20 protein-coding genes are annotated in these 23880 nt (G+C 67.4%); 8 read left to right on the top strand and 12 right to left on the bottom strand.

Going from position 1 to position 23880, the window contains the following annotated elements:
- Nucleotides 1-60: 60 nt before the first annotated feature.
- Entirely contained in the window at nucleotides 61-570 is a 510-nt protein-coding gene (gene fabA / locus C0V75_RS12160; RefSeq protein ID WP_101921317.1) for a bifunctional 3-hydroxydecanoyl-ACP dehydratase/trans-2-decenoyl-ACP isomerase, read from the bottom strand.
- Nucleotides 571-742: 172 nt separating this feature from the next.
- Between fabA and irrA the strand changes: the two genes are divergently transcribed.
- From irrA to C0V75_RS12140, 4 genes are all read left to right on the top strand, one after another.
- The gene (gene irrA / locus C0V75_RS12155) at nucleotides 743-1159 is read left to right on the top strand and encodes an iron response transcriptional regulator IrrA (protein ID WP_254216453.1); all 417 of its coding nucleotides are present in this window, start codon (nucleotides 743-745) and stop codon (nucleotides 1157-1159) included.
- Between the two features lie 249 nt (nucleotides 1160-1408).
- Nucleotides 1409-2239 carry a class I fructose-bisphosphate aldolase gene (locus tag C0V75_RS12150; protein WP_101921181.1) on the top strand — a complete coding sequence of 277 codons (831 nt, stop codon included), beginning with the start codon at nucleotides 1409-1411 and terminating at the stop codon, nucleotides 2237-2239.
- Nucleotides 2239-3375: a Gfo/Idh/MocA family protein gene (locus tag C0V75_RS12145; RefSeq protein ID WP_216821446.1), complete on the top strand. Its 1137-nt coding sequence runs from the start codon at nucleotides 2239-2241 to the stop codon at nucleotides 3373-3375. Before C0V75_RS12150 ends, C0V75_RS12145 begins: the two co-directional genes overlap by 1 nt.
- Nucleotides 3372-4367 carry a carbohydrate kinase family protein gene (locus tag C0V75_RS12140; protein ID WP_101921179.1) on the top strand — a complete coding sequence of 332 codons (996 nt, stop codon included), beginning with the start codon at nucleotides 3372-3374 and terminating at the stop codon, nucleotides 4365-4367. The genes C0V75_RS12145 and C0V75_RS12140 overlap by 4 nt, the downstream gene beginning before the upstream one ends.
- Here the strand turns inward: C0V75_RS12140 and C0V75_RS12135 are convergent.
- Genes C0V75_RS12135 through C0V75_RS12110 form a run of 6 tightly spaced genes read right to left on the bottom strand, consistent with a single transcriptional unit; the run spans nucleotide 4361 to nucleotide 10991 of the window.
- Nucleotides 4361-5293, bottom strand: coding sequence for a glyoxylate/hydroxypyruvate reductase A (locus C0V75_RS12135; RefSeq protein ID WP_101921178.1), 933 nt, complete (start codon nucleotides 5291-5293; stop codon nucleotides 4361-4363). The genes C0V75_RS12140 and C0V75_RS12135 overlap by 7 nt on opposite strands.
- Before the next feature lie 3 nt (nucleotides 5294-5296).
- Nucleotides 5297-6436: a rod shape-determining protein RodA gene (gene rodA / locus C0V75_RS12130; protein WP_101921177.1), complete on the bottom strand. Its 1140-nt coding sequence runs from the start codon at nucleotides 6434-6436 to the stop codon at nucleotides 5297-5299.
- A gap of 21 nt (nucleotides 6437-6457) precedes the next feature.
- Entirely contained in the window at nucleotides 6458-8401 is a 1944-nt protein-coding gene (mrdA, locus tag C0V75_RS12125; protein WP_101921176.1) for a penicillin-binding protein 2, read from the bottom strand.
- Entirely contained in the window at nucleotides 8398-8937 is a 540-nt protein-coding gene (locus C0V75_RS12120; RefSeq protein ID WP_101921175.1) for a rod shape-determining protein MreD, read from the bottom strand. The genes mrdA and C0V75_RS12120 overlap by 4 nt, the downstream gene beginning before the upstream one ends.
- Complete coding sequence (gene mreC / locus C0V75_RS12115) at nucleotides 8930-9916, bottom strand: rod shape-determining protein MreC (RefSeq protein WP_101921174.1); 987 nt, start codon at nucleotides 9914-9916, stop codon at nucleotides 8930-8932. Before mreC ends, C0V75_RS12120 begins: the two co-directional genes overlap by 8 nt.
- A gap of 37 nt (nucleotides 9917-9953) precedes the next feature.
- Entirely contained in the window at nucleotides 9954-10991 is a 1038-nt protein-coding gene (locus C0V75_RS12110; RefSeq protein WP_023664066.1) for a rod shape-determining protein, read from the bottom strand.
- Nucleotides 10992-11408: 417 nt separating this feature from the next.
- On the opposite strand from C0V75_RS12110, the gene C0V75_RS12105 reads away from it, so the two are divergent.
- Nucleotides 11409-12152 (top strand): hypothetical protein, encoded by a 744-nt coding sequence (locus tag C0V75_RS12105; RefSeq protein WP_101921173.1) that lies wholly within the window; start codon nucleotides 11409-11411, stop codon nucleotides 12150-12152.
- A gap of 32 nt (nucleotides 12153-12184) precedes the next feature.
- Here C0V75_RS12105 and C0V75_RS12100 read toward each other — a convergent pair whose 3' ends face one another.
- A complete protein-coding gene (locus C0V75_RS12100) occupies nucleotides 12185-13759 on the bottom strand; it encodes a 2-isopropylmalate synthase (RefSeq protein WP_101921172.1) in 1575 nt (524 codons plus the stop codon).
- A 265-nt stretch (nucleotides 13760-14024) separates the two neighbouring features.
- On the opposite strand from C0V75_RS12100, the gene C0V75_RS12095 reads away from it, so the two are divergent.
- Together C0V75_RS12095 and C0V75_RS12090 are read left to right on the top strand one after the other, a co-directional pair.
- Nucleotides 14025-14687 (top strand): SDR family NAD(P)-dependent oxidoreductase, encoded by a 663-nt coding sequence (locus tag C0V75_RS12095; protein WP_101921171.1) that lies wholly within the window; start codon nucleotides 14025-14027, stop codon nucleotides 14685-14687.
- 85 nt (nucleotides 14688-14772) lie between these two features.
- Nucleotides 14773-16302 (top strand): cryptochrome/photolyase family protein, encoded by a 1530-nt coding sequence (locus C0V75_RS12090; protein ID WP_101921316.1) that lies wholly within the window; start codon nucleotides 14773-14775, stop codon nucleotides 16300-16302.
- A gap of 503 nt (nucleotides 16303-16805) precedes the next feature.
- Here the strand turns inward: C0V75_RS12090 and C0V75_RS12085 are convergent.
- On the bottom strand, nucleotides 16806-18326 hold the full coding sequence (locus C0V75_RS12085; RefSeq protein ID WP_101921170.1) for an MORN repeat-containing protein: 1521 nt from the start codon (nucleotides 18324-18326) through the stop codon (nucleotides 16806-16808).
- A 130-nt stretch (nucleotides 18327-18456) separates the two neighbouring features.
- Here C0V75_RS12085 and C0V75_RS12080 point away from each other — a divergent pair, with 130 nt between their 5' ends.
- Nucleotides 18457-20124, top strand: coding sequence for an NAD+ synthase (locus C0V75_RS12080; RefSeq protein ID WP_101921169.1), 1668 nt, complete (start codon nucleotides 18457-18459; stop codon nucleotides 20122-20124).
- Between the two features lie 105 nt (nucleotides 20125-20229).
- Here C0V75_RS12080 and C0V75_RS12075 read toward each other — a convergent pair whose 3' ends face one another.
- The 3 genes from C0V75_RS12075 to C0V75_RS12065 form a co-directional block, all read right to left on the bottom strand.
- Nucleotides 20230-21702: an endonuclease/exonuclease/phosphatase family protein gene (locus tag C0V75_RS12075; RefSeq protein WP_101921168.1), complete on the bottom strand. Its 1473-nt coding sequence runs from the start codon at nucleotides 21700-21702 to the stop codon at nucleotides 20230-20232.
- 106 nt (nucleotides 21703-21808) lie between these two features.
- Entirely contained in the window at nucleotides 21809-22774 is a 966-nt protein-coding gene (locus tag C0V75_RS12070) for a 1-phosphofructokinase family hexose kinase (protein WP_101921167.1), read from the bottom strand.
- 164 nt (nucleotides 22775-22938) lie between these two features.
- Nucleotides 22939-23874 carry an MBL fold metallo-hydrolase gene (locus C0V75_RS12065; protein ID WP_101921166.1) on the bottom strand — a complete coding sequence of 312 codons (936 nt, stop codon included), beginning with the start codon at nucleotides 23872-23874 and terminating at the stop codon, nucleotides 22939-22941.
- Nucleotides 23875-23880: the final 6 nt, after the last annotated feature.

Raw genomic sequence — 23880 nt, 5'->3', positions numbered from 1 at the left:
GAACAAGCGATCTTCGGGACGTGGGTGTAGGGTGCGTGCTCGCACGCACCGCGACCGGGGTCACGCCTCTGAAAGTGCGACCTTCATGTCCTTGACGATATAGATCACCTCGCCATCCGCCTCGACGATCCCGTCGGCCACGCCCATGGTCAGGCGGCGGGTTTGCAGGGCCTTGGTGAAATCGACCTTGTAGGTCAGCATCTTGCGGTCGGGGCGGACCATGCCGGTCAGTTTGACCTCGCCCACGCCGAGCGCGTAGCCGCGTCCCAGCCAGCCGCGCCAGCCGAGGTTGAAGCCGGTCAGTTGCCACAGGCCATCGAGGCCGAGGCAGCCGGGCATGATCGGGTTGCCGGGGAAATGGCAGTCGAAGAACCACAGGTCGGGGGTGATGTCGAACTCCGCCACGACATGGCCCTTGCCGTGCAACCCGCCATCTTCCGAAATCTCGGTGATGCGGTCCATCATCAGCATCGGGGGCGCCGGAAGCTGGGCATTGCCGGGACCGAAGAGTTCCCCGCGGGCGCATTTCAGGAGGGCGTCGCGGTCGAAGCTGTTCGGATAGGCGGCCATGCGGATGGGTTCCCGGTTCATCTTTTCGTCAAAACCCCTGTAGCACCCGCATGGAAGGAGTGGCAAGGCCGCTGCGGGGGCTGGTGCCGGGCCGAATGCTTCCTATTTTCATTTGTAATTTCGGCCCGTCCCACCGTATATGACAGGGATGGAACGCTTTACGGACCCAGGGATGACGCTGACGGAACAGGCACGCGGGACGGATTGGCTGGCACGGGGGGGCTTGCGCCCCACGCGGCAGCGTCTGGCGCTGGCTGCGCTGCTGGTGGGGGATGGCGAGGACCGGCATGTGACGGCGGAAAGCCTTTACGCGCTGGCCGAGCAGTCAGGCGAAAAAGTGTCGCTGGCGACCGTCTACAACACGCTGCGCGCCTTCTGCGCGGCGGGGTTGATGAACGAGGTCGTGGTGGACGGGTCGAAGAGCTATTTCGACACGCGGATCGACGATCACCCGCATTTCTACTGGGAGGACAGCGCGACGCTGACCGATGCCCCGGCGGAGGACCTGCGGATCGAGGGCCTGCCGGCCGCGCCCGAGGGGATGCAGGTGTCGCGGGTCGATGTGGTGATCCGGTTGAAGCGGGCGTGAGCGGGGCGGCGGGGTGAACCCCGCCCTATGGGTATTGCGGTGGCGGGGTGCACCCCGCCCTACGGATGGCTCGCCTTTGGCGGGCCTTTTGCTTTTTGGCGGGTGCGGAAGGGTTGGGTCCGCAGCCGGGCAAGGGGAGATGGCGGCGCGGGGTGGCAAGGGCGGGCTTGATCGGGGGCGGGGGGTCGGGTAGGCTTTGTGGAAACGTTTACAGAAAACGATGCCTGCATCGGTCACGGAGGAGAGACCATGAAAGCCGCCCGGATGAACCGCCTTTTCGCCCCGTCGGGGATGTGTTTCGACGTGGCGATCGACCACGGGATGTTCAACGAGCGCAGTTTCCTTGGCGGGATCGAGGATATGGGGCGGGCGATCCGCACGGTGGCGGCGGCGCGGCCGGATGCGATCCAGCTTCCGCCGGGGACGGCGCCCTTGTTGCAGGCCATTCCGGGGAAGGAGAAGCCCGCGCTGGTGCTGCGGACGGATATCGCGAATGTCTATGGCACGCCCTTGCCGCGCGCGCTGTTTTCCGAGGTGATCGACCGGGCGGTGGAGCAGGGGGTGGTGCTGGATGCGGCCTGCGTGGTGGTGAACCTGCTGATGCTGCCCGATCAGCCGGAGGTCTATCGCGCCTGCGTGCGGAACGTGAATGTGCTGAAGCGGGAATGCGAGATCATGGGGATGCCGCTGATGGTGGAGCCTCTGGTCATGCAGGATAACTCCAAGGGCGGCTATATGGTGGATGGGGATATCGACAAGATATTGCCGCTGGTCCGGCAGGCGGCGGAGCTGGGGGCGGATATCATCAAGGCGGACCCGTGCAGCGAGGTGGAGGAGTATCACCGGGTGATCGAGATTGCCCAGGGCTTGCCCGTGCTGGTGCGGGGCGGCGGGCGGGTGTCGGATGCGGAGATCCTGGCGCGGACGGCGGCGTTGATGAAGCAGGGGGCGCGGGGCATCGTCTATGGGCGCAACGTGATCCAGCATCCCGATCCGGGGGGGATGACGCGGGCGCTGATGGCGGTGGTGCATGAGGGGGCCAGCCCCGAGGCGGCGCTGGCGATGATCGGGGGGCAGTGATGCGCGAGATCCGCTTCGGCATCATCGGCTGCGGCTTGATGGGGCGGGAATTCGCCTCGGCCGCCGCGCGCTGGCTGCATCTGACGGGGATGCGGGCGAAGCCGCGCATCGTGGCGGTCTGTGACACGAACCCCGCGCTGATGGGGTGGTTCACCGATGCGCTGGGCGAGATGCAGGTGACGGTGGATTACCGGGAACTGCTGGCCAATCCGGAGGTGGAGGCGGTCTATTGCGCGGTGCCGCATGTGCTGCATGCGGAGATCTACCCGGCGATTTTGGCGGCGGGGAAGCATCTGCTGGGGGAGAAGCCCTTCGGGATGGACCTGGCGCAGAACCAGGTGATTTCCGAAGCCATTGCGGCGCGGCCCGATCTGATGGTGCGCTGTTCTTCGGAGATGCCCTTCTATCCCGGCGCGCAGAAAGTGGTGGACTTCGTGCGGTCCGGCGCGCTGGGGCCGGTGCTGGAGGTGGAGGCCTGTTTCCTGCATTCGTCGGACATCAACCCGGAAAAGCCGATCAACTGGAAGCGGATGGCGCGGGTGAATGGCGATTATGGCTGCATGGGCGATCTGGGGATGCATGTGCTGCATGTGCCGTTGCGCCTTGGCTGGCGGCCTGCGCGGGTGACGGCATCGCTGGTGAAGCGGGTGGAGACGCGGCCCGATGGCAAGGGCGGGCGGGTGCCTTGCGACACCTGGGACAATGCGACGATCACGGCGACGGTGCCGGATGCGGCGGGCGATTTTCCCATGGTGCTGAAGACCTGGCGGATCGCACCGGGGGAGGCGAATACCTGGTCGATCCGGGTGCTGGGGATGCGCGGGTCGGCGGTCTTTTCCACCAAGAACCCGCGCCAGTGGTCCTATATGCGCTATGAGCCCGGCGGGGCGCAGGGCTGGGTGACGGAGGACCTGGGATATACGCCGCTGTTCGGGGCGATCACGGGGGGGATCTTCGAATTCGGTTTCACCGATGCGATCCAGCAGATGTGGGCAGCCTTTGTCGATGAACTGGCGGGCGGGGATGCGAAGGGCTTTCCCTGCGCCACGCCGGACGAGGCGGCGGCGCATCATGCGGTGCTGACGGCGGCCTTGCAGGCGGGGATCAGCGGGCAGGCGGTGGAGGTGGTCTATTGACCGGGCCGGTTTCGGAACGGCGGGGCATCGCCTGTGCGGGGAACTGGATCGTGGATATCGTCCACACCATCGAGGCCTGGCCTGCGAAGAGTGACCTTGTGCGCATCCTCGACGAGGTGGAGGGGACCGGGGGTGGGGCGGCCAATGTGATGCTGTCGCTGGCGGCGTTCCGGGCGGGGCTGCCCTTGTGGGCGATCGGGCTGGTGGGGATGGACCGCCATGCGGCGACGGTGCGCTGGGCGGTGAAAGGGGCGGGGGCGGGGCTGGACCATCTGGCCGAGACGGACCGCGCGCCGACGGCCCATACCCATGTGATGAACCTGCCCGGGGACAGCCGGACGTTCTTTTATCATCCCGGCACGAATGACCTGCTGGATGAGGGCGATATCGCGGTGGAGGCGGTGGCGGCGGAGGGGGCGCGGGTCTTCTACCTTGGCTATCTGAACCTGCTGGGCAGGCTGGATGCGGTGGTGGAGGGGAGCACGGGCGCGGCCAGGGTTCTGGCGCGGGCGCGGGCGGCGGGGATGGTGACGGTGGCGGATCTCGTGTCCACGGACCGGGCGGAGTTTCGGGCGGCGGTGGAGGCGGCGCTGCCGCATCTGGATGTGCTGTTCCTGAACGAAGGCGAGGCGGCGCGGGCGACGGGGCTGGCGATTGCCGGGGCGGATGACCTTGCGGGGATCACGGCGGCGGCGGCGCAGTTGCGCGCGGGCGGGGCCGGGGCGGTGGTGGTGCATACGCCGGCGCTGGGGCTGTGGCTGGATGCGCGGGGCGCGGTGGTGGTGCGGCCCGAGCCTGTGCCTGCCTCTGACGTGGTTTCACCCGTCGGCGCGGGGGATGCCTTTGCGGCGGGCTGTCTTTACGGGCTGCATGAGGGGTGGGGGCCGGAAGCCTGCCTGCGGCTGGGCCATCGCGCGGCGGCGGCCTCGCTGCGGGGCGCGACGGCGACGGGGGCGATCCCGACGCTGACGGTGCTGATGGCGGATCAGTAGCCGCGCCCGCGATCCACGCGGTTGAGGAACGGTTCCCCGGCCTCGCCCCGCCGGATATTCTCGGCGATCACGCGGGAGGCGGAGGGGGCGCGGGTGTCGGCGGCGATATGCGGCGTGACCGTGACGCGCGGGTGGGACCAGAAGGGATGATCCGGCGGCAGGGGTTCGACGCGGAACACGTCCAGCGTGGCATGGCCGACCTGACCTGCATCCAGCGCGGCGAGAAGGGCGTCATCGTCGATCAGCGCGCCGCGACCGGGGTTCAGGATCACCGCGCCTTTGGGCAGAAGGGCGAGGGTGCGGGCGTTCAGCGTGTTTTCGGTCTCTGGCGTTTTCGGCAGGAGGGTGACGACGATCTGCGCCTGCGAGAGGGCCTGGTCGAGCCCCGCGTCGCCATGCAGGCATGAGATGCCGTCCACCTGTTTCGGCGACCTGCTCCACCCTGTGACGGGGAAGTTGAGGGCGGCGAGGGCGCGGGCGCAGGCGGTGCCCAACTCTCCCATCCCCAACATGGCGACGGGGCGTTCGCGGGCCAGCGGCGGGCAGGACGGATCCCAGACATGGCCGGGGTTCAGGATGTGGCGGTCCATGCCGAGATGGTGGCGCAGGGCGTGGCCCACCACCCATTCGACCATGCCTTCGGTCAGGGCGGGGTCCACCATGCGGCAGAGGGGTTGGGTGAGGGTGGGGTTGCCAACGATGCGTTCCACACCGGCCCAGAGCGAGAGGACGGCCTTGCAGCGGATATATGGCGCGAAGTCCTGAAGCGGGGAGGTGGGGGCGTAGATGATGTAATCCACCGCCTGCGGCGCCGCCTCGCGCGTGAGGCTGGCGGTGAGGCCTGCGGCGGCGATGGCGGCGCGCAGGGGTTCGGCATATTCCGCCCAATTGGCATCGGAGGCGGCGAAGAGGACGGTCAGGGTCATGCGTTACCTTGGTCGGTGGACATGCGCGCTCTGGATCAGGCCGAAGGCGATGAGCAGCACCAGCATGACCGACCCGCCATAGGAGAGGAAGGGCAGCGGCACGCCCACGACAGGGGCCATGCCCATGACCATCGACAGGTTCACGGCGAGGTAGAGGAAGAAATTGGCCGAGAGCCCGATGATGAGAAGCTGGCTGAAGCGGTCCTTCGATTGCAGCGCGGAGGTGAAGCAGAAGAAGAGGATGAGGCCGTAAAGGATGAGGAGGGAGAAGGCGCCGACGAAGCCGAATTCCTCGCCCAGAGTGGTGAAGATGAAATCGGTGTGTTTTTCGGGCAGGAAGTTCAGGCGGGATTGCGTGCCCTGCATGAAGCCCTTGCCGCCCCAGCCGCCGGACCCCAGCGCGATCTTGGCCTGCATGATGTTGTAGCCCGCGCCGAGCGGATCGGCGGAGGGGTCGAGGAAAGTGTCGATGCGGCGATACTGGTAGTCGTGCAGGAATTGCCAGGGCGTGCCACGGGTGGTGAAGACGGCGAAGACGAGGCCGCCGATCAGGGCGGCGACGACGGCGAAATACCAGATGGAGACGCCCGCGGCGAACATCACCGCCGCGCCGCCCATGAGCAGCATCAGCGAGGTGCCGAGATTGGGCTGGATCACCACGAGGAAGGTGGGGACGAGGATCATCAGGACCGGGATCAGCACCCAGAGCGGGTGCGAGGTCTTTTTCAGGTCGAGCCAGTCGTAATAGGCCGCGAGCATCATGACCATCGTGACCTTGGCCAGTTCCGAGGGTTGCAGGCGCAAGGGGCCGATGTCGAGCCAGCGCTGCGCGCCCATCCCGACGACGCCGAAGAATTCCACCGCCAGCAGGAGGAGGAGCGAGGTGCCATAGGCCAGCCCCGCCATGTTGCGCCAGAACCAGATCGGGACGAGCGCGATGGCGAACATCAGCACGAGGCCTGCGGCGAAACGCTTCATCTGCGGTTCGGCCCAGACCTCCATCCGCCCGCCGGCGATGGAATAGAGGATCAGGAACCCCACCGCAGCGACGGCGGTGATCAGCACCACCAGCGGCCAGTTGAGGTAGAAGACCTTGCGCAGCCCGCCCGGAACGGTCTTGACGCGGTATTCGAGGAAACTCATGCGGTTCTGCCCTCCATTCCGTCAGGCCCGCGAATTGCCGGTCTGGGTGAGGTCGCGCAGTTTCTCGCGCAGGGCGTTCAGGTCGGTTTCGATGCGGCCGCGCTGGTTGGCGGGATAGGCGGTGAGGGGCGGGATGTCGCCATGCAGCACGCGGAGGATCGCGTCGCGGGCGATGGGGGCCGCCGCAGCGGAGCCGCCGCCGCCATGTTCCACCACCACGGTCACGGCGTAGCGGGGGTTTTCATAGGGGGCGTAGCCCACGTAAAGCGCATGGTCGCGGCGGTTCCAGGGAAGCTGATCGTTCGAGATCACGCCGCGCGCCCGTTCGGCGGCGGTGATGTTGCGGACCTGGCTGGTGCCGGTCTTGCCGGCGAAGGCCATCGTTTCGTCGGCGATGCGCGAGGAATAGGCGGTGCCGCGCTGGGTGTTCATCACCTCGTACATCCCGCCCCGGATGGCGCGGAGGCCTTCGGCGGACAGGCCCAGCGGTTCGGCTTCGGGCAGGGGTTCGGGCGTGCCGTCGATGGCGCGGATGAGGCGCGGGACGACGGCGCGGCCGGTGGCGATGCGGGCGGTCATCACGGTGAGTTGCAGGGGCGAGGCCAGGACATAGCCCTGCCCGATGGAGGCGTTGATGGTGTCGCCGATGCGCCAGTCCTGCCCCCAGCGTTCCTGCTTCCAGGCCTTGTTGGGCATGATGCCTTCGCTGATGGCGGACATGGGCAGGTCGTGGCGGATGCCGAGGCCCAGACGCCTGCCCATCTCGGCGATCTTGTCGATTCCGACGGCCTGCGCGATTTCGTAGTAATAGACGTCGCAGCTTTCCGAGAGCGACTTGGCAAGGTCCACGGTGCCATGGCCCCCGCGTTTCCAGCAATGGAAGCGGCGGTCGCCGAATTCCAGATAGCCGGGGCAGTAATGGGTGGTTTCGGGGGTGATGAGCCCTTCTTCCAGCGCCGCCAGAGCGGTGACCATCTTGAAGGTGGAGCCGGGCGGATAGGCGCCCTGCACCGTCTTGTTGGCAAGCGGGCGGTGGTCATCCTCCATCAGGGCGGAATAGTCGCGCTGGGTGATGCCGCGCACGAAGAGGTTGGGGTCGAAGCCGGGGGAGGAGGCGCAGGCGATGATTTCGCCGGTGTTGACATCCATCACCACGCAGGCGGCGCTTTCCTCGCCCAGACGGGCCTGGATGAAATTCTGCACCTCAGCGTCGATGGTGAGCTGAAGGTCGCGGCCAGGGGTGCCGTCGGTGCGTTCCAACTCGCGCATCACGCGGCCGACATGGTTGACCTCGATCCGCTTGTTGCCTGCCGAGCCGCGCAGCGTGTCTTCCATCCAGCGTTCCACGCCGATCTTGCCGATCTGGAATTCGGGGATGCGCAGGACGGGATCGGGATCGGGGCGTTCCTCGAGGTCGCGTTCGCTGACCGGGCCGACATAGCCCACGACATGGGAGAAATCCTCGACCAGCGGGTAGTGGCGCGACAGGCCCACTTCGGGCGTGACGCCGGGCAGGGTGGGGGCGTTCATCGCGACCTTGGAGAAATCCTCCCAGGAGAGGCGGTCGGCCACGATGATGGGAACAAACGGGGAGTTGCGGTCAAGGTCGCGCTTGATCCGCTCCATATCCTCGGCGGTGATGGGGATGAGGTTGGTCAGCCGGGCGAGGACGGCATCGACATCGCCCGCCTCTTCACGGGTGACGGTGACGCGGTAATTCTGTTCATTGCCCGCGATCAGCACGCCGTTGCGATCAAAGATCAGGCCGCGTTCCGGCGGGATGAGGCGCATGTTGATGCGGTTCTCTTCGGCCAGGAGGCGGAATTCATCGGCCTGTTCGACGGAGAGGAAGCGCATCCGCACGCCGAGCACGGCGAACATGGCGACCATGGCGCCGCCCATCATGAGGGAGCGGCGGTTGATGCGGCGGGCGCTTTCTTCGGTGTCGCGGGCGGTGCGTCTCATAGGCGTCTTCCGTAGGCATCCACTTCGCCCGTGGCGGGCTTGCGCAGGTCGAAGGCGAGGCGGGAGGCGGCCACCACGAGGGGATAGCACAGGATGGACCAGAGAGTCTGCATCAGCGCGAAGCCGAAGCCGGGCTGCGGCAGGAAGGCGAAGGCGAAGGCGAGGCGGTAGGAGATGAGGAGGGCGACCATCATCCCGGCGACCAGCAGCCATTCGGTGACGAAACCGAGTTCGCGGGTGAGCGCGGCGCGGGAGCGGATGAATTCGGTGGCGAGGATGACGAGCGCGGTCCAGAGGCCGGGCGGGCGCATCAGCAAGAGGTCATCCAGCAGGAGCACGGCGGCGATGAGCGGGACGGGCAGGAAATCGGGGCGGCGCACGACCCAGGCGAAGATCAGGCAGAGCAGGATGTCCGGCCCCGGCCAGTCGCCCGCCAGCGAGCCGAGGGGCAGGAGTTTCAGGAAGAGGAACAGGGCGGCGAGGCCGAGGAAGGCCAGCCGGTAGAGCCAGACGGAGGAGCGGAGCGCGTCAACCATCGCTGTCGGCCTGTCCGGGGGAGCCTTCGGTCACGTCTTCGGTCCCGCCCTGATCGGCGGGATCGGGGCCGGTGGCGGTGCCTTCGCCGGTTTCCGCCTCGGGTTCCGGGGGGGCGGGGGGCGGGGCGATCAGGGCGCCGGCATCGGTGATGGGCGTGAGTTCGTGGCTGCGCAGGACGCGCAGGAATTCCAGCCGTTCGTAATCGGCCGAGAGGACGACGCGGAGGCGGCGGTCGGTGCCCATGACGACCTGACCGACCAGCAGGCCCGCAGGCAGCATTGCGCCATCGCCCGAGGTCACGACACGGTCGCCGGGGCGGACGAGATCAGCGTCTTCGAGGAATTCGAGCGGGGGCAGGGCGGTGTTGTCGCCGGAGAGCAGGGCCTTCTGGCCCGAGGGCTGCACCGTGACGGGGACGCGGGAGTTGGAATCCGTCAGCAGGATCACGCGGGAGGTGCGTTCGCCCACGCCCGAGATGCGGCCGACAAGGCCGATGCCATCCATCGTGGCCCAGCCGTCGCGGATGCCGTCGCGGGCGCCGACGTTCAGAAGGACGGACTGGCGGAAGGGCGAGCCGCTGTCGGCCAGCACGACGCCGGTGACATGGGTGAGTTTCGGGTCGAGCCGGACCTGGTTGAGGTCGAGGAGGCGGGCATTCTTCTGTTCCAGTTGCAGCGCCGCCTCGCGCCAGGCCTTCATCTGCTGCAATTCGCGGCGCAGTTCCTGGTTCTGTTCGTAGAGGCTGGCATAGCTCTGGAATTCGTCGATCATCGCGGCGGCCTTGGTGATCGGCAGGAGCGCCCAGTCGAAGGAGGGCACCACCTGATCGACCAGCGCTGCGCGGAACCGTTCGACGCGGGGGCTGTCGATCCGCCAGAGCAGGAAGAGGCCGAGAAGGAGAAGGACGAGCAGCCCGACGAAGAGCCGCCGCAGGGGGCGGGCGTAATCTTCCGGTCCTGTGCTGCGCGACTTTGCCACGGCTTACCCTTCTGCGATGGCCTGACCCGTGGGGGGATCAGCTGTCGTAGTCGATCACATGCCGCAACTGTTTCTCATATTCCAGCGCCTTGCCGGTGCCGAGGGCGACACAATTCAGTGACTCATTGGCCACCGAAATGGACAGCCCGGTCTGTTCGCGCAAGGAGAGGTCGAGGTCGCCCAAGAGGGCGCCGCCGCCGGTGAGCATCACGCCGCGATCCACGATATCGGCGGCGAGGTCGGGGGGGGTGGCTTCCAGGGCCTGCATGACGGCGTCGCAGATCTGCTGCACGGGTTCGGCCAGCGCCTCGGCGACCTGGGCCTGGTTGATCTCGGTTTCCTTGGGCACGCCGTTCAGCAGGTCGCGACCGCGGATCTGCATGGAGGCGCCGCGCCCGTCATCGGGCATGCGGGCGGTGCCGATGGAGGTCTTGATGCGTTCGGCGGTGGATTCGCCGATCAGCAGGTTCTGATGGCGGCGGAGGTAGCTGATGATCGCCTCATCCATCCGGTCGCCGCCGACGCGGACGGAGCGGGCATAGACGATGTCACCAAGCGAGAGGACCGCAACCTCGGTCGTGCCGCCGCCGATATCGACCACCATGTTGCCGGTGGGATCGGTGATCGGCATGCCCGCGCCGATGGCCGCCGCGATGGGTTCGGCGATGAGCCCGGCGCGGCGGGCGCCGGCGGAAAGGACCGACTGGCGGATGGCGCGCTTTTCCACCGGGGTTGCGCCATGGGGGACGCAGACGATGATCTTGGGTTTCGAGAAGGTCGTGCGCTTGTGCACCTTGCGGATGAAATGCTTGATCATCTCTTCGGCGCTGTCGAAATCGGCGATGACGCCGTCGCGCATCGGGCGGATCGCCTCGATCGTGCCGGGGGTGCGGCCGAGCATCAGCTTGGCATCCTCGCCCACGGCCAGAACCTGCTTTTTCCCGTCCTTGACGTGATAGGCCACCACCGAGGGTTCGTTGAGCACGATCCCCTTGCCGCGGATATAGACCAGCGTGTTCGCCGTGCCGAGGTCGATCGCCATGTCTGACGAGAAGATGCCCGAGAGTACCGACATGCTGGGGTGATCCTGATTGAAGCGCGAACAAGAGATATACCCGCGACTCAGGCAGGGCCGAGGCGGGCGTCACCATATAAAGACAGGTGGGGGCCTGCGAAAGCCCGGCGGGACCTTGGTCGCGCAATTCCGCGTGTATGGGGTTTGGGTTGCGGTTTTGCGGCGGGATGGGACCTGGCGGCGGCGGATCGGGTGCCGTGCCTTGTGCTTTTCGGACATGGGCCGGCGTGGGGGCGATTTCTGACGCAGAAATCGCGGCGGAATTTGACGCAAATTCCGGCTGCCGCGCGGGGGCGCGGCCGCTTTCTGCGCCAGAAAGCGGGGCGAAATCTGCGTCAGATTTCGTCTGGCGGCTGGGCAGCGCTTTCCATTGCGGCGGGGCGCGCCTATGGCAAGGGGGAAAGAAGAGGTGCCCCGATGCCCGATTTCCTGCCCGACCTGCCTGCCGATGCCCTGCTGGCCGCGCTGCGGCGCAGTCCGGGGAACGAGGTGGACAGCGGCAAGTTCGACAGCCCCGAGTCATCCTCCGCGCTGGCGGTGAATGCCTTCGGCTGGTTCCTGGAGCGGCCTGCGGCCCTGCCGCCTTTGCCAGGCGTGCCGATGGGGCAGCCGGAGGCGGTGGAGATCGAGGCGGAGATGCGCTTTCCCTGGGCGGGCGGGCGTCATCCCTGGCTGGACGTGGCGGTGACGACACCCACGACGCTGGTGGGGGTGGAGGCGAAGCGGTATGAGCCCTTCCGCCCGGCGAAGGCGACGGCCTTTTCGGAGGCCTATGAGAGCCGCGACTGGGGGCCGGGGATGGCGCGCTATGATGCGCTGCGGGTGGAGCTTGCGGCGGGGCGGCTGCGGTTCCGGCATCTGGATGCGGTGCAACTTGTGAAGCACGCCTATGGGCTGCGCAATCAGGGCCGCAAGCGGGGGCGGGGGGCGGTGCTGGTCTATCTGCATGCCGCGCCGGTGGCCTGGGCCAATGGCAAACCGGTCGATCCGGGCGCGATTGCGGCCCATGCGGCGGAGGTGGCGGATTTCGCGGGCCGCGTGAAGGGGGCGGATGTGGTCTTCGTGCCGGTTCGCTGGGCGGACCTGCTGGCGCAATGGGCGGCGGTGCCTGCGCTTGCCGCCCATGCGGCGGCGGTCCGGGCGCGGTTCGGGGTGGTCTGAGGGGGGGCGGTTGCCACCGCCCCCTGCACGGATCACTCGCCGTGATAGGTGACGGTCTTCACATCCTCGCCCGGTGCGGTTTTCTGGCGGCGGACGATCAGGCGGTTGAGCGCGTTCACATAGGCCTTCACCGAAGCCACGATGGTATCGGTATCCGCCGACTGGCCGGTGACGATGCGGCCATCCTCTTCCAGCCGGACGGAGACGGTGGCCTGCGCATCGGTGCCTTCGGTGACGGCGGCGACCTGATAGACCTGAAGCCGTGCCTTGTGGGGGAAGAGCATCTTGATGCAGTTGAAGGCCGCATCGACCGGGCCGTCGCCGGTGGCGTCGATGTGGTGATCGGTGCCGTCGATGGAGAGCACCATGTCCGCCTCTTGCGGGCCTTCGGTGCCGCAGATCACGCGCAGTTTCTTCAGGACCAGCGTGTCATGCGCGTCGTTGGTCTGTTCATCCGCTACCAGAGCGAGGATGTCGTCGTCATAGACCTCTTTCTTGCGGTCGGCGAGCGCCTTGAAGCGGACGAAGACGTCGTTCAACTGGTTGTCGGCCAGATCGTAACCCAGTTCCTTGAGCTTTGCCCGCAGGGCGGCGCGGCCGGAATGCTTGCCCATCGCGATGTTCTTCTGCGTCAGCCCGATATCCTCGGGGCGCATGATCTCGAAGGTTTCCACGTTCTTCAGCACGCCGTCCTGATGGATGCCGCTTTCATGCAGGAAGGCGTTCTTGCCGACGATGGCCTTGTTGAACTGCACCGGGAAGCCCGAGACGGTGGAGACGCGGCGCGAGAGGTTCATGATCTTGGTCGTGTCGATGCCCGTGCGATAGGGCAGGATGTCGTTCCTGACCTTCATCGCCATGACCACCTCTTCCAGCGCGGTATTGCCCGCGCGTTCGCCAAGGCCGTTGATGGTGCATTCGATCTGGCGCGCGCCTGCCTCGACCGCCGCCAGCGCATTGGCCGTCGCCATGCCGAGGTCGTTGTGGCAATGGGTGGCGAAGGTGATCGTGTCGGCGCCCGGCACGCGGTCGAGCAGCATCCTGATGATCTTGGCGCTTTCGAACGGGTAGGTGTAGCCGACGGTATCGGGGATGTTGATGGTGGTCGCACCCGCCTTGATGGCGATTTCCACCACGCGGCAGAGGTAATCGGGTTCCGTCCGCGTGGCATCCATCGGCGACCATTGCACATTGTCGCAGAGGTTGCGGGCGTGGGTGACCGTTTCATGGATGCGTTCGGCCATCTGGTCCATGTCCAGATTGGGGATGGCGCGATGGAGCGGCGAGGTGCCGATGAAGGTGTGGATGCGCGGGGATTTCGCGTGTTTGACCGCCTCCCAGCAGCGGTCGATATCCTTGTAATTCGCGCGGGCGAGGCCGCAGATCGTGGAGTTGCGCGACCGCCTGGCGATCTCGCTTACCGCGGCGAAGTCGCCTTCGGAGGCGATGGGGAATCCCGCCTCGATGATATCGACGCCCATGTCATCGAGCAGGCCCGCGATTTCGAGCTTTTCCTCATGCGTCATGGTGGCGCCGGGGCTTTGTTCGCCGTCGCGCAGGGTCGTGTCAAAGATCAGGACGCGGGGTTGCGTGCTTTTGTCGGTCATGGGCTGTTTCCTTGTGCCGTCTGCTGCTTTTCCTGCGGGCGCTGTTCACCTCCGAGCGGTCGCGCCCTTGGGCACGCTCAGAGGCGGGTAAGGAGAAGCAGGCCACGGGGGGAGAGGGCGCAGAGCGCACCCGTCAGCGAAGCGATATGCCGGTCCCGTGTCATGGGGCGCGACGATACGCAGGAATTGCCGCAGCGCAAGGCCGAAAACGCGGCTTGAAGCGGGTTTTCGGCGGGTTAAGTGCCGGTTCGGAAAGCGAGGGCGCATGCGGGCATTGGTGATCGGGGCATCGGGGGGGATCGGCGGGGCGGTCGCGGCGGCCTTGCGGGCGCGGGGTTGGCAGGTGGTGGGACTGTCGCGGTCTGCCGATGGGCTGGACGTGACTGACGAGGCCGCAGTGGCGCGGGTGCTGGGGGCGCAGGAGGGGGTGTTCGATCTGGTCTTCGTGGCGACGGGGGGGCTGGAGATCGGGGGTGTGCGGCCTGAGAAGAGCGTGAAGGCGCTGGACGGGGCGGCGATGGCGGCGCAATTCGCGCTGAACGCGATCGGGCCGGCGCTGGTGTTGAAACATGTCTGGCGGATGATCCCGCGCGACCGGCCGGCGCGGGTGGCGGTGCTGTCGGCGCGGGTGGGGTCGATCGGGGACAACCGGCTGGGCGGCTGGCATGGCTATCGGGCGGCGAAGGCGGCGCTGAACCAGATCGTGCGGACCTGCGCGGTGGAACTGGCGCGGACGCATCCGCAGGCGGCGCTGGTGGCGCTGCATCCCGGCACGGTGGCGACGTCGCTGACGGCGGCCTATGCGGGCGGGCATCCGTCGGTGGCGCCGGAGGCGGCGGCGGAGAACCTGCTGCGGGTGCTGGAGGGCGTCGGTCCGGCGCAATCGGGGCAGTTCTTCGACTGGAAGGGGGAGGTCGTCCCGTGGTGATCCTGTCCTGCGGCATGGGCTTCATCTTGGCCCAAATACTCAATGGCGACAGGTCGGCGGGATGCGCCGCATGGGGGAGGGGCGCATGAGCGGGCCGCGACTGATCCTTGTGCTGGGGGACCAGTTGACGCCCGATATGGCCGCGCTGCGCGCCGCGCGGCCGGGCGATGTGGTGGTGATGGCCGAGGTGATGGCGGAGGGGACCTATGTGCCCCATCACCCGCAGAAGATCGCGCTGATCCTGTCGGCGATGCGGCATTTTGCGGAGGAGTTGCGGGCGGGCGGCAGGCGGGTGGCCTATTCCCGGCTGGACGAGGCGGAGAACAGCCAGAGCATCGTGGGGGAACTGATCCGCCGCGCGGCGGAGCTGGGGGCGCGCGAGGTGATCGCCACCGCGCCGGGGGATTGGCGGCTGCGCGCCGCGCTGGGGGACTGCCCGCTGCCGGTGACGCTGCTGCCGGATGACCGGTTCCTTTGTTCGGAGGCGGAGTTCGGCGCCTGGGCCGAGGGGCGCAAGCAATTGCGGATGGAGTTCTTCTATCGCGAGATGCGGCGCAAGACCGGGCTGATGATGGAGGGGGAGAAGCCTGCGGGCGGGCAGTGGAATTTCGACCATGACAATCGCAAGCCCGCGAAGGCCGATCTCTTCCGCCCGCGCCCGCCGCGGTTCGCGCCGGATGCGGTGACGGAAGAGGTTCTGGCGCTGGTCGAGGCGCGGTTTGCGGCGCATTTCGGGGAGTTGCGGCCCTTCGGATGGGGGGTGACGCGGGCGGATGCGCTGGCGGCGCTGGAGCATTTCGCGCGCCATGCCTTGCCCAGCTTCGGGGATGAGCAGGATGCGATGCTGGCGGGCGATCCGACGCTGAGCCATGCTCTGATCTCGCCCTATCTGAACCTTGGTCTCTTGTCGCCGATGGAGATCTGCCAGCGGGTGGAGGTGGAATGGCGGGCGGGGCGCGTGGCGATCAATGCGGCGGAGGGGTTCATCCGGCAGATCATCGGCTGGCGGGAATTCGTGCGCGGTATCTGGGCCTTGGAAGGGCCAGCGTATATGGGGCGCAATGCGCTGGGGCACGCCCGCGCCTTGCCTGCGGTCTATTGGGGGGGCAAGACGCGGATGGCCTGCATGGGCCATGCGGTGGGGCAGACGCGGGACATGGCCTATGCCCATCATATCCAGCGGCTGATGGTGACGGGGAATTTCGCGCTGCTTGCCGGGGTGGACCCGGCCCATGTGCATGAATGGTATCTGTCGGTCTATGTGGATGCCTTCGAATGGGTCGAGGCGCCCAATACCCTGGGCATGAGCCAGTTCGCCGATGGGGGCGTGGTGGGGTCGAAACCCTATGTGAGTTCCGGGGCCTATATCGACCGGATGTCGGATTACTGCGGCGGCTGTCACTACCGGGTGAAGGAGAAGGCCGGGGAGCGGGCCTGCCCGTTCAACCTGCTTTACTGGCATTTCCTGCTGCGCCACCGGGAGCGGTTCGCGAACAATCCGCGCATGGCGCAGATGTACCGGACCTGGGACCGGATGGAGGAAGGGCACCGGACCCGCGTGCTGGCGGGGGCGGAGGCCTTTCTGGCGCGGATGGAGGCGGGGGAGCCGGTCTGAGGCGCGGTGCCCGTGGCCAGCGTCGCAGGGGGCTGTCTGCCCCCTCTTGGCCTGCGGCCAATTCACCCCCGAGGATATTTCTGGACAGAAAGTGGGGGGCGGGGCTGCGGTCAGGGGGGGCGTTAAGGTTAATGGGTTGGGGGAGGGGCAGAGGGGGGGCTGACTGATGGAGCTTTGGGTGGATGTCGGAGAGGGGGGCTGTCTGCCCCCAACGGGCCGCGATGCGGCCCTTCCCCCGAGGATTTTTCTGGACAGAAAGTGGGGGGAGGGGCGCGGTCGGGGGGGGCGTTAAGGTTAACGGGTTGGGGGGAGGGGCAGAGGGTGGGCTGCCTGATGGAGCTTTGGATAGGTGTCGTAGGGGGGGCTGTCTGCCCCTACGGGCCGCGATGCGGCCCTCCCCCCGAGGATATTTCTGGACAGAAAGTGGGGGGCGGGGCTGCGGTCGGTCGGGGGGCGTTAAGGTTAGTGGGTTGGGGCTCTTGGGGAGGGCAGGGCGGGCGCGGCTAGGGTGATGCGGGGGCGGGGGCGCTGCCTTCGGCGGGCGGGGCGGGTTCGGTGGGGGTTTCGGTGGGGGTTTCGGGCGCCGCTGCGCCTTCGGGGGTGGCGGGTGCTTCGGGCGGGGCGACGAGGATGCCGTTCAGCCAGCTCCCCTCGGCCACCTCGCCCGAGGCATAGGTGAGCTTGCCCGGACCCTGCCGCTTGCCCTTGACGAAGCTGCCCTCATAGACATGGCCGCCGGGATAGGTGGCGCGGCCCTGACCCTCGATCTCGCCATTGGCCCATTGGCCTTCGTAGAGGAAGCCGTCGGGCATGGTGAGGCTGCCCATGCCCTGGCGCAGGCCGCCGCGGAAATCGCCTTCGTAGATGGTGCCGTCGGGATAGGTGGCCTTGCCCTTCCCCTCGCGCTGGCCGGCCTTCCACTGGCCGGTATAGACATAGCCATCGGGCAGGGTCATCGTTCCGGTGCCGTCGGGCTGGGCATTGGCGAAGCTGCCTTCATAGACGGCACCGTTGGGATAGGTGGCGCGGCCCTGGCCGGAGATGACGCCGCCGGTCCAGGTGCCGTCATAGGTTGCGCCATCGGGATAGGTGATGCGGCCCTTGCCTTCGGGGCGGTCATTGCGGAGCGTGCCTTCATAGACCGAGCCGTCGGGATAGGTCAGCTTGCCCTGGCCGTTCAGCGCGCCGTCGGACCATATGCCTTCGAGGATATAGCCGTCCTTGCTGCGGAAGATGCCGCGGCCGCTGCGGCGGTCGGCGGCGAAGGCGCCCTCGTAGACATCGCCCGAGGCGAAGGTGAGCGTGCCGCTGCCATCCTTGACGCCATCGCGGAAGCTGCCTTCGTAGATGTCGCCATTGGCATAGGTGAGCTTGCCCTGCCCGTTGATCTGACCCTTGGCCCAGTTGCCGGTGTAGGTCATGCCGTCGGGAAGCGTGAGCGTGCCGGTCCCTTCGCGCTGGCCTGCCTTGAGCTGGCCGTCATAGACTGCCCCGTCGGGATAGGTGACCTTGCCCTGGCCTTCCTTCTGGCCCGCGACCCAGGCCCCCTCGTAGCGATAGCCGCCCGGCCCTTCGAGGAGGCCCTGCCCCTCGTGCCGGCCATCCTTGAACTGGCCGGTATAGGTGGAGCCGTTGGCATAGCGGGCGGTGCCGGTGCCGGTGATGGCGCCTGCGGTCCAGTCGCCTTCGTAGCTGCCGCCATCGGGATAGGTGATCTTGCCCTTGCCCTCGGGCTGACCGTTCAGGAAGGCGCCTTCATAGACGGCGCCATTAGGATAGGTGGCGCGGCCGGTGCCGGTGATCTGGCCATCGACCCATTGGCCGGAATATTCATAGCCGTTGGGAAGGCGGTAGGTGCCGGTGCCGTGCTGGAGGCCGTTGCGGAAGGTGCCTTCATAGACCGAGCCGTCGTCATATTGCTTGGTGATGACCTCGCCCTCGTCCTGGGCGATGGCGGGCGCGGCGGTTGTTCCCGCCAAGGCCGCCGAGAGCGCCATGGCCACCATCACCTGTCCGATCCGCATCGTCTGCACCTGCCCCTGACCTGTCTTGACCGCAAGCCTAGCCGCCGCCCCGGATTGCCGCAAGCCGGGCACCTTTCCCTCGGCAAGGGTTCTGCTAGAACGTGTCGGAGATCACAGGGAATTTCCGCGCATGGCCGATACCTTCCGCCTTACGCTGGCGCAGTTGAACCCCACGGTGGGGGCGATTGACGCCAATGCCGCGAAGGCCCGCGGCGTCTGGGCCGAGGCGAAGGCGGCCGGGGCCGACATGGCCGCGCTGACCGAGATGTTCATCACCGGATACCAGACGCAGGATCTGATCCTGAAGCCCGCCTTCGTGGCCGATGCGGTGGCGGCGGTGGAGGCCCTGGCGCGGGACTGCGCGGATGGCCCCGCGCTGGGCATCGGGGGGCCGGCACTGCGGGAGGGGCGGCTATACAACGCCTATTACGTCTTGCAGGGCGGGCAGGTGACGGCGACGGTGCTGAAGCATCATCTGCCCAATGACGGGGTGTTCGACGAGAAGCGGCTTTTCGCGCCGGCCGATGTGCATGGGCCCTATGTGGTGAACGGGGTGCGGATCGGCACGCCGATCTGCGAGGATAGCTGGCATGCGGATGTGGCCGAGACCCTGGCCGAGACGGGGGCGGAGATCCTGCTGGTGCCGAACGGTTCGCCCTATCACCGGGGCAAGCCCAACCTGCGGCTGAACCTGATGGTGGCGCGGGTGGTCGAGACGGGGCTGCCGCTGGTTTACCTCAACATGACCGGGGGGCAGGACGATCAGGTCTTCGACGGCTGTTCCATGGTGCTGAACCCCGGCGGACATCTGGCAGTGCAAATGCCGCAATTCGAGGATTGCGTGACCCATGTGGAGTTCCGGCGGGGGCCGGACGGGTGGGTGGCAGAGCGGGGGATGCTGGCGGCGGTGCCGCCGGTGGCCGAGGCGGATTATCACGCGATGACCCTGGGCCTGCGGGACTATCTGGGGAAATCGGGGTTTTCGAAAGTGGTACTGGGCCTGTCGGGGGGGATCGATTCGGCGCTGGTCGCAACGATCGCCGCCGATGCGCTGGGGCCGGAGAATGTGCATTGCGTGATGCTGCCGTCGCGATTCACCTCGGCCCATTCGCTGGAGGATGCGGCGGATTGCGCGGCGCGGCTGGGCTGCCGTCTGGACACGATCCCCATCACCGGGCCGCAGGAGGCTGTGGGGGAGGCGCTGGCGCCGCTCTTCGCCGGGACGGAGCCGGGGATCACGGAAGAGAACATCCAGTCGCGGTTGCGCGGGCTGCTCTTGATGGCGCTGTCGAACAAGTTCGGGGCGATGCTGCTGACCACGGGGAACAAGTCCGAAGTGGCGGTGGGCTATTGCACGATCTATGGCGACATGAACGGGGGCTATAACCCGATCAAGGACCTGTGGAAGACACGGGTCTTCGACACTTGCCGCTGGCGGAATGCGACCCACAGGCCCTGGATGAAGGGGCCTGCGGGCGAAGTCATCCCGCCCCGGATCATCGACAAGCCGCCGAGCGCGGAGTTGCGCGACAACCAGAAGGACGAGGATTCGCTGCCGCCCTATCCGGTGCTGGATGCGATCCTTGAAGGGCTGGTCGAGAAGGAGCTTTCGGTGGCCGAGATCGTGGCGCAGGGGCATGATCTGGCGACGGTGAAGCGGGTGGAGGGGCTGCTTTACACCTCCGAATGGAAACGCTTTCAGTCCGCCCCCGGCGTGCGGCTGACGCAGAAGGCCTTCTGGCTGGACCGCCGCTATCCGATGGTGATGCGCTGGCGGGATGGCAGCGGGGCGGGCTGAGGCGGTCCGGGCTATCTGCGGGCGGTCTTCATCTTGGCGAAAATACTCTGGGGTCCGGGGTGAAACCCCGGGGGGTGGAGCCAGGAGCCGAAGTTACGGGCGGTCTCAGGGCGCGGTGACCGTGAAGGGGGCGATGGCCATGACGCGGTAATGGTCATCGAACATCAGCCGCGCCTCGTAATCGCCGGGGGTGAGTTCCTCGTAAAGCTCATCCGCCGGGAAGGTCAGGTCGCCTGAAAGCCGCGATCCGGTATAGGCGAAGCCGAGGTAATTGTAGGCGGAGGGGTCGCCCTTGCGGTAGATGCCGATCCAGTCGAGCTTGAACCCCGGCGCGCCGGTGAAGCGGAGGGAGACATCGCTGCCGGGGGTGACGGGGGCGGTGACTTCCAGTGTCGCGGTCGCGCCTGCGGGTTGCAGGGTGAAGGCGCTGCGGGCGATTTCCGTGCCGTCGGCGTTCAGGAGCAGCGCGTCGTAATCGCCGGGTTCAAGGCCGAGGGTGGAGAGGCGGACCGTGGGCCTGTCGGCGCTGTCCACATCGGCGATGCCGGTGATTGCGGCCTCGGGACCTGCGCCGCGGGGGACCACATAGCCCGACCAGAGGCCCGGTTCCGGCAGCAGGGCGCGCAGGGTGAAGCTGTCGCCCATCCGCAGGGGGCGGGGTTCGACGGCGATGCGGGCGGGGGCCGGGGCAGGGGTGAGCGCAAGCTCGGCCAGCACCGCGCGGTGGTCTGACGGCCAGGGGGTGACGGAGAGGCCGTTCTGGGGATTGCCCGCCTCGCCCATCACCAGCGCGGCGGTGGCGGTGGCATTGGCGATGAAGACGAAGTCGATCCGGTCGAGGGTTTCGCCTTCGGGCAGGGAGGGATAGGGGCGGCCCGGTGTCCAGGTGATGCCCGGCTGGGCGGCGGGATCGGGGTTTGCGGCGCGGAAGGCATCGGTGAAACCGGCGGTCTCCATCGCCGTGGAGACGGGCCAGGGGATCGCGCCTTCGCCGCTTTCATCCAGATGCGAGGGGCTGTTGAAATCGCCGGTGACGATGAGGGGGATGCCTGCCGCGACAACGGGGGCGAGGCCGGTGATGAGCGCCTCTGCCTCGGGCAGGCGGGTTTCGGCTTCGTTGGCCAGCACCTCTTCGGGCGTGGCGCCGTCGCGCAGGAGTTCGGGGCCGTAGGGATCGGAGGTAAGGTGGGTATTGGCCACGGCCACCACGCGGTGGGGGGCGACCTGCACCAGCGCGTGCAGCGCATCGGGGTCGAGCCCGGCGATGGAATAGGGCGGGGCTTCGGTCGCCGTCGTCTCTCCCGCGCCGGAATCGAAGATCGGATAGCGCGAAAGGATGTGGCGGCGGGTGTCCACGTAAGGGTAGCCTGCGGCGGCGGCGATCTCGGCGGTGCGGCCGTCGGGTTCCTGAAGGCCGACGATATCGGCATCGGAGAGGCGGATCGCCTCGATCACCTTGGCGAAGCTGACCTGATCGCCGCCATACCAGATGTTGAAACTGAGGACCTTTAGGCGCGTCTCTTCCTGCGCATTGGCGGTGAGGGGCGCGAGAAGGAGCAAGGGCAGCAGCAGGCGCATCGGTCATCCCCCGGCAGGTGGTTGCAGGCGCAGTCTGGCGGTCTTGCGTGAAGGATGGACGACAGGGCGCGCTGTCGGCAAGGAAAATGAAGGCCGTGCGGGGCGGTCAGACGGTGCTGACCGCCGCCTCGGGGAGGAGGCGGGTCACATCGGCGGCGCGGCAGAGTTCGGTGGCGTCGGACATCACGGCGGCGGCGGCGGCGGCAACCCCTTGGGACAGCGCCTCGGCCTTGGTCAGGCCGCGGGCGAGGGCAAGGACATAGCCACCGACGAAACTGTCGCCCGCGCCGACCTTGGATTTCACCTTCACCTTGGGGGCCTTGGCGAAGAGGCGGTTGTCGGCATCGGCAAGGACCGAGCCATCGGCACCACGGGCGACGATGACATTGCGGGCCACGCCGCGACGGACGAGGGATTGGGCGAAATCGGCGGTGTCGGCGCGGCTGTCGAGCGGGCGCTGGGCGAGGGTCTCTGCCTCTTCGCCATCCATGCGGAGAAGGTCGAGATCGGGGATGGGATGATCGACCGCCTGGGTCAGGGCCGCGCCCGACGTATCGAGCACCACCCGCATCCCGGCCATGGCGGCGGCGAGGCGGGCGGGGAAGTCGATCGGCACGCCGGGCGGCTGGCTCCCCGAGATGACGGCGAAGCCGCCCGGTTTTCCGGCGGCGCGCAGCAGCATGAAGACGCGGTCCTGATCCTCCTGGTGCCAGACGGGGCCGGGCAGCATGAAGCGGTATTGTCGGCCCGTGGAGCTTTCGGTGACGGTCAGGCTTTGCCGTGTCTCGCCCGGGCCGGTGATGCCGAGGAACATCACGCCTTCGCGGCGGATGAGTTCGGCGAGGCGGTCGCCGGTGAGGCCGCCGAGGGCCACGAGGGCAAGGGATTCGCCGCCGAGCGCATGGACGGCGCGGGAGACGTTCAGACCGCCGCCGCCCGGATCAAGCCGGGGGTCGGAGCAGCGGAGCTTTTCGTCCGGCACCATGACCGGCACCGCAGAGGCCATGTCGAGCGCGGGGTTGAGGGTGAGCGTCAGGATCGGGGCCTGCCGGGGGGCGGAAGTGTCAGGCATGATGCGGCCCTTCGTCTGGGGATGGCCGACATGATAGCGCTAACGGAGTGCGGGGGGCAAGCGCTGCCCCCCGTGGTTTTGGGGAATGCGGAATTTGAGGCAAATTCCGCGTCGAAATCTGTGTGCAGATTTCGGGGCGTTTTCTGTGTCAGAAATCGCCTGTTTCAGAGCATGAGCTGATAGCTGGCCGGGACGTAGCGGAAGCCGTCCCCATTCGTCTCGACAAAGCCGATGGCGGGGAAGGGCATGTGGTAGCCCGCGAAGGGGATGCGGTCGGTGGCGAGCATGCCGAGGATCTGGCGCCGGGTCGCGGCGGCCTGCGCCTTGTCCTGATCGAAGCGCACTTCCCAATCGGGATAGGCGAGCGACCAGACATAATGGTTGGTCGTGTCCGCGAGGATCGCCATGCGCGAGCCGCCCGATTCCAGCATATAGGTGAAATGGCCGGGCGTGTGGCCGGGCGCGGCCATGGCGGTGATGCCCGAGACCACGGCCCCGCCATCGTCGAGGAAGGTGAACTTGTCGTTCAGCGGTTTGACCTTGGCGTCGAAATTCTCGTTCGCGGCGGTGGACCAGGTGTTGTGTTCGGTGGCGCCGGTCACATAGCGGGCATTGGGATAGGTGACGGTGCCGTCTTCGGCGGAGAGGCCGCCGATATGGTCGCCATGCATATGGGTGATGACCACGATGTCGATCTGGTCAGGCGTGATCCCGGCGCTGGCGAGGGCGGCGGTGGTGCCTTCGGCGGAGAGGCCGGTGTCGAAGAGGACCAGTTCGGTCCCGGTGTTCACCACGACGGGGGTGAAGAAGTTGAAGGTCTTGTCAGCCGGGATGAAATTCGCGGCGGAGACGGCGGCGAATTCTTCGGGCGGGACGTTCATGCCGAAGGTTTCCTGCGGCTTGTCGCCGGCGCGGGTGCCGGCGAGGACGGTGGTCACCTCGAACCCGCCGAGTTTCACGCGGTGGAAGGGGGCGTGCATCGCGCCTTGCTGCGGGGCGGCGGCGAGGGCAGGGCGGGCGCTGAGCAGCGCGGGGGCGGCGAGGGGAAGGGCGGCACCGGCAAACAGCGCCATCCGGCGCGACAGGGTCGGGGTCGTCATGGCATC

The organism is Tabrizicola sp. TH137, assembly GCF_002855575.1.
Lineage (GTDB): Bacteria > Pseudomonadota > Alphaproteobacteria > Rhodobacterales > Rhodobacteraceae > Paragemmobacter.
The sequence above is the reverse complement of the archived record's forward strand: the minus strand, read 5'-3'. Positions and strand labels throughout refer to the sequence as shown.

What these genes read in the sequence shown, in the direction of transcription:
- fabA (WP_101921317.1), bottom strand. Translation starts at nt 570, where the DNA reads ATGGCCGCCTATCCGAACAGCTTCGACCGCGACGCCCTCCTGAAATGC.
- irrA (WP_254216453.1), top strand. Translation starts at nt 743, where the DNA reads ATGACGCTGACGGAACAGGCACGCGGGACGGATTGGCTGGCACGGGGG.
- C0V75_RS12150 (WP_101921181.1), top strand. Translation starts at nt 1,409, where the DNA reads ATGAAAGCCGCCCGGATGAACCGCCTTTTCGCCCCGTCGGGGATGTGT.
- C0V75_RS12145 (WP_216821446.1), top strand. Translation starts at nt 2,239, where the DNA reads ATGCGCGAGATCCGCTTCGGCATCATCGGCTGCGGCTTGATGGGGCGG.
- C0V75_RS12135 (WP_101921178.1), bottom strand. Translation starts at nt 5,293, where the DNA reads ATGACCCTGACCGTCCTCTTCGCCGCCTCCGATGCCAATTGGGCGGAA.
- rodA (WP_101921177.1), bottom strand. Translation starts at nt 6,436, where the DNA reads ATGAGTTTCCTCGAATACCGCGTCAAGACCGTTCCGGGCGGGCTGCGC.
- mrdA (WP_101921176.1), bottom strand. Translation starts at nt 8,401, where the DNA reads ATGAGACGCACCGCCCGCGACACCGAAGAAAGCGCCCGCCGCATCAAC.
- C0V75_RS12120 (WP_101921175.1), bottom strand. Translation starts at nt 8,937, where the DNA reads ATGGTTGACGCGCTCCGCTCCTCCGTCTGGCTCTACCGGCTGGCCTTC.
- C0V75_RS12110 (WP_023664066.1), bottom strand. Translation starts at nt 10,991, where the DNA reads ATGTCGGTACTCTCGGGCATCTTCTCGTCAGACATGGCGATCGACCTC.
- C0V75_RS12105 (WP_101921173.1), top strand. Translation starts at nt 11,409, where the DNA reads ATGCCCGATTTCCTGCCCGACCTGCCTGCCGATGCCCTGCTGGCCGCG.
- C0V75_RS12100 (WP_101921172.1), bottom strand. Translation starts at nt 13,759, where the DNA reads ATGACCGACAAAAGCACGCAACCCCGCGTCCTGATCTTTGACACGACC.
- C0V75_RS12095 (WP_101921171.1), top strand. Translation starts at nt 14,025, where the DNA reads ATGCGGGCATTGGTGATCGGGGCATCGGGGGGGATCGGCGGGGCGGTC.
- C0V75_RS12090 (WP_101921316.1), top strand. Translation starts at nt 14,773, where the DNA reads ATGAGCGGGCCGCGACTGATCCTTGTGCTGGGGGACCAGTTGACGCCC.
- C0V75_RS12085 (WP_101921170.1), bottom strand. Translation starts at nt 18,326, where the DNA reads ATGCGGATCGGACAGGTGATGGTGGCCATGGCGCTCTCGGCGGCCTTG.
- C0V75_RS12080 (WP_101921169.1), top strand. Translation starts at nt 18,457, where the DNA reads ATGGCCGATACCTTCCGCCTTACGCTGGCGCAGTTGAACCCCACGGTG.
- C0V75_RS12075 (WP_101921168.1), bottom strand. Translation starts at nt 21,702, where the DNA reads ATGCGCCTGCTGCTGCCCTTGCTCCTTCTCGCGCCCCTCACCGCCAAT.
- C0V75_RS12070 (WP_101921167.1), bottom strand. Translation starts at nt 22,774, where the DNA reads ATGCCTGACACTTCCGCCCCCCGGCAGGCCCCGATCCTGACGCTCACC.
- C0V75_RS12065 (WP_101921166.1), bottom strand. Translation starts at nt 23,874, where the DNA reads ATGACGACCCCGACCCTGTCGCGCCGGATGGCGCTGTTTGCCGGTGCC.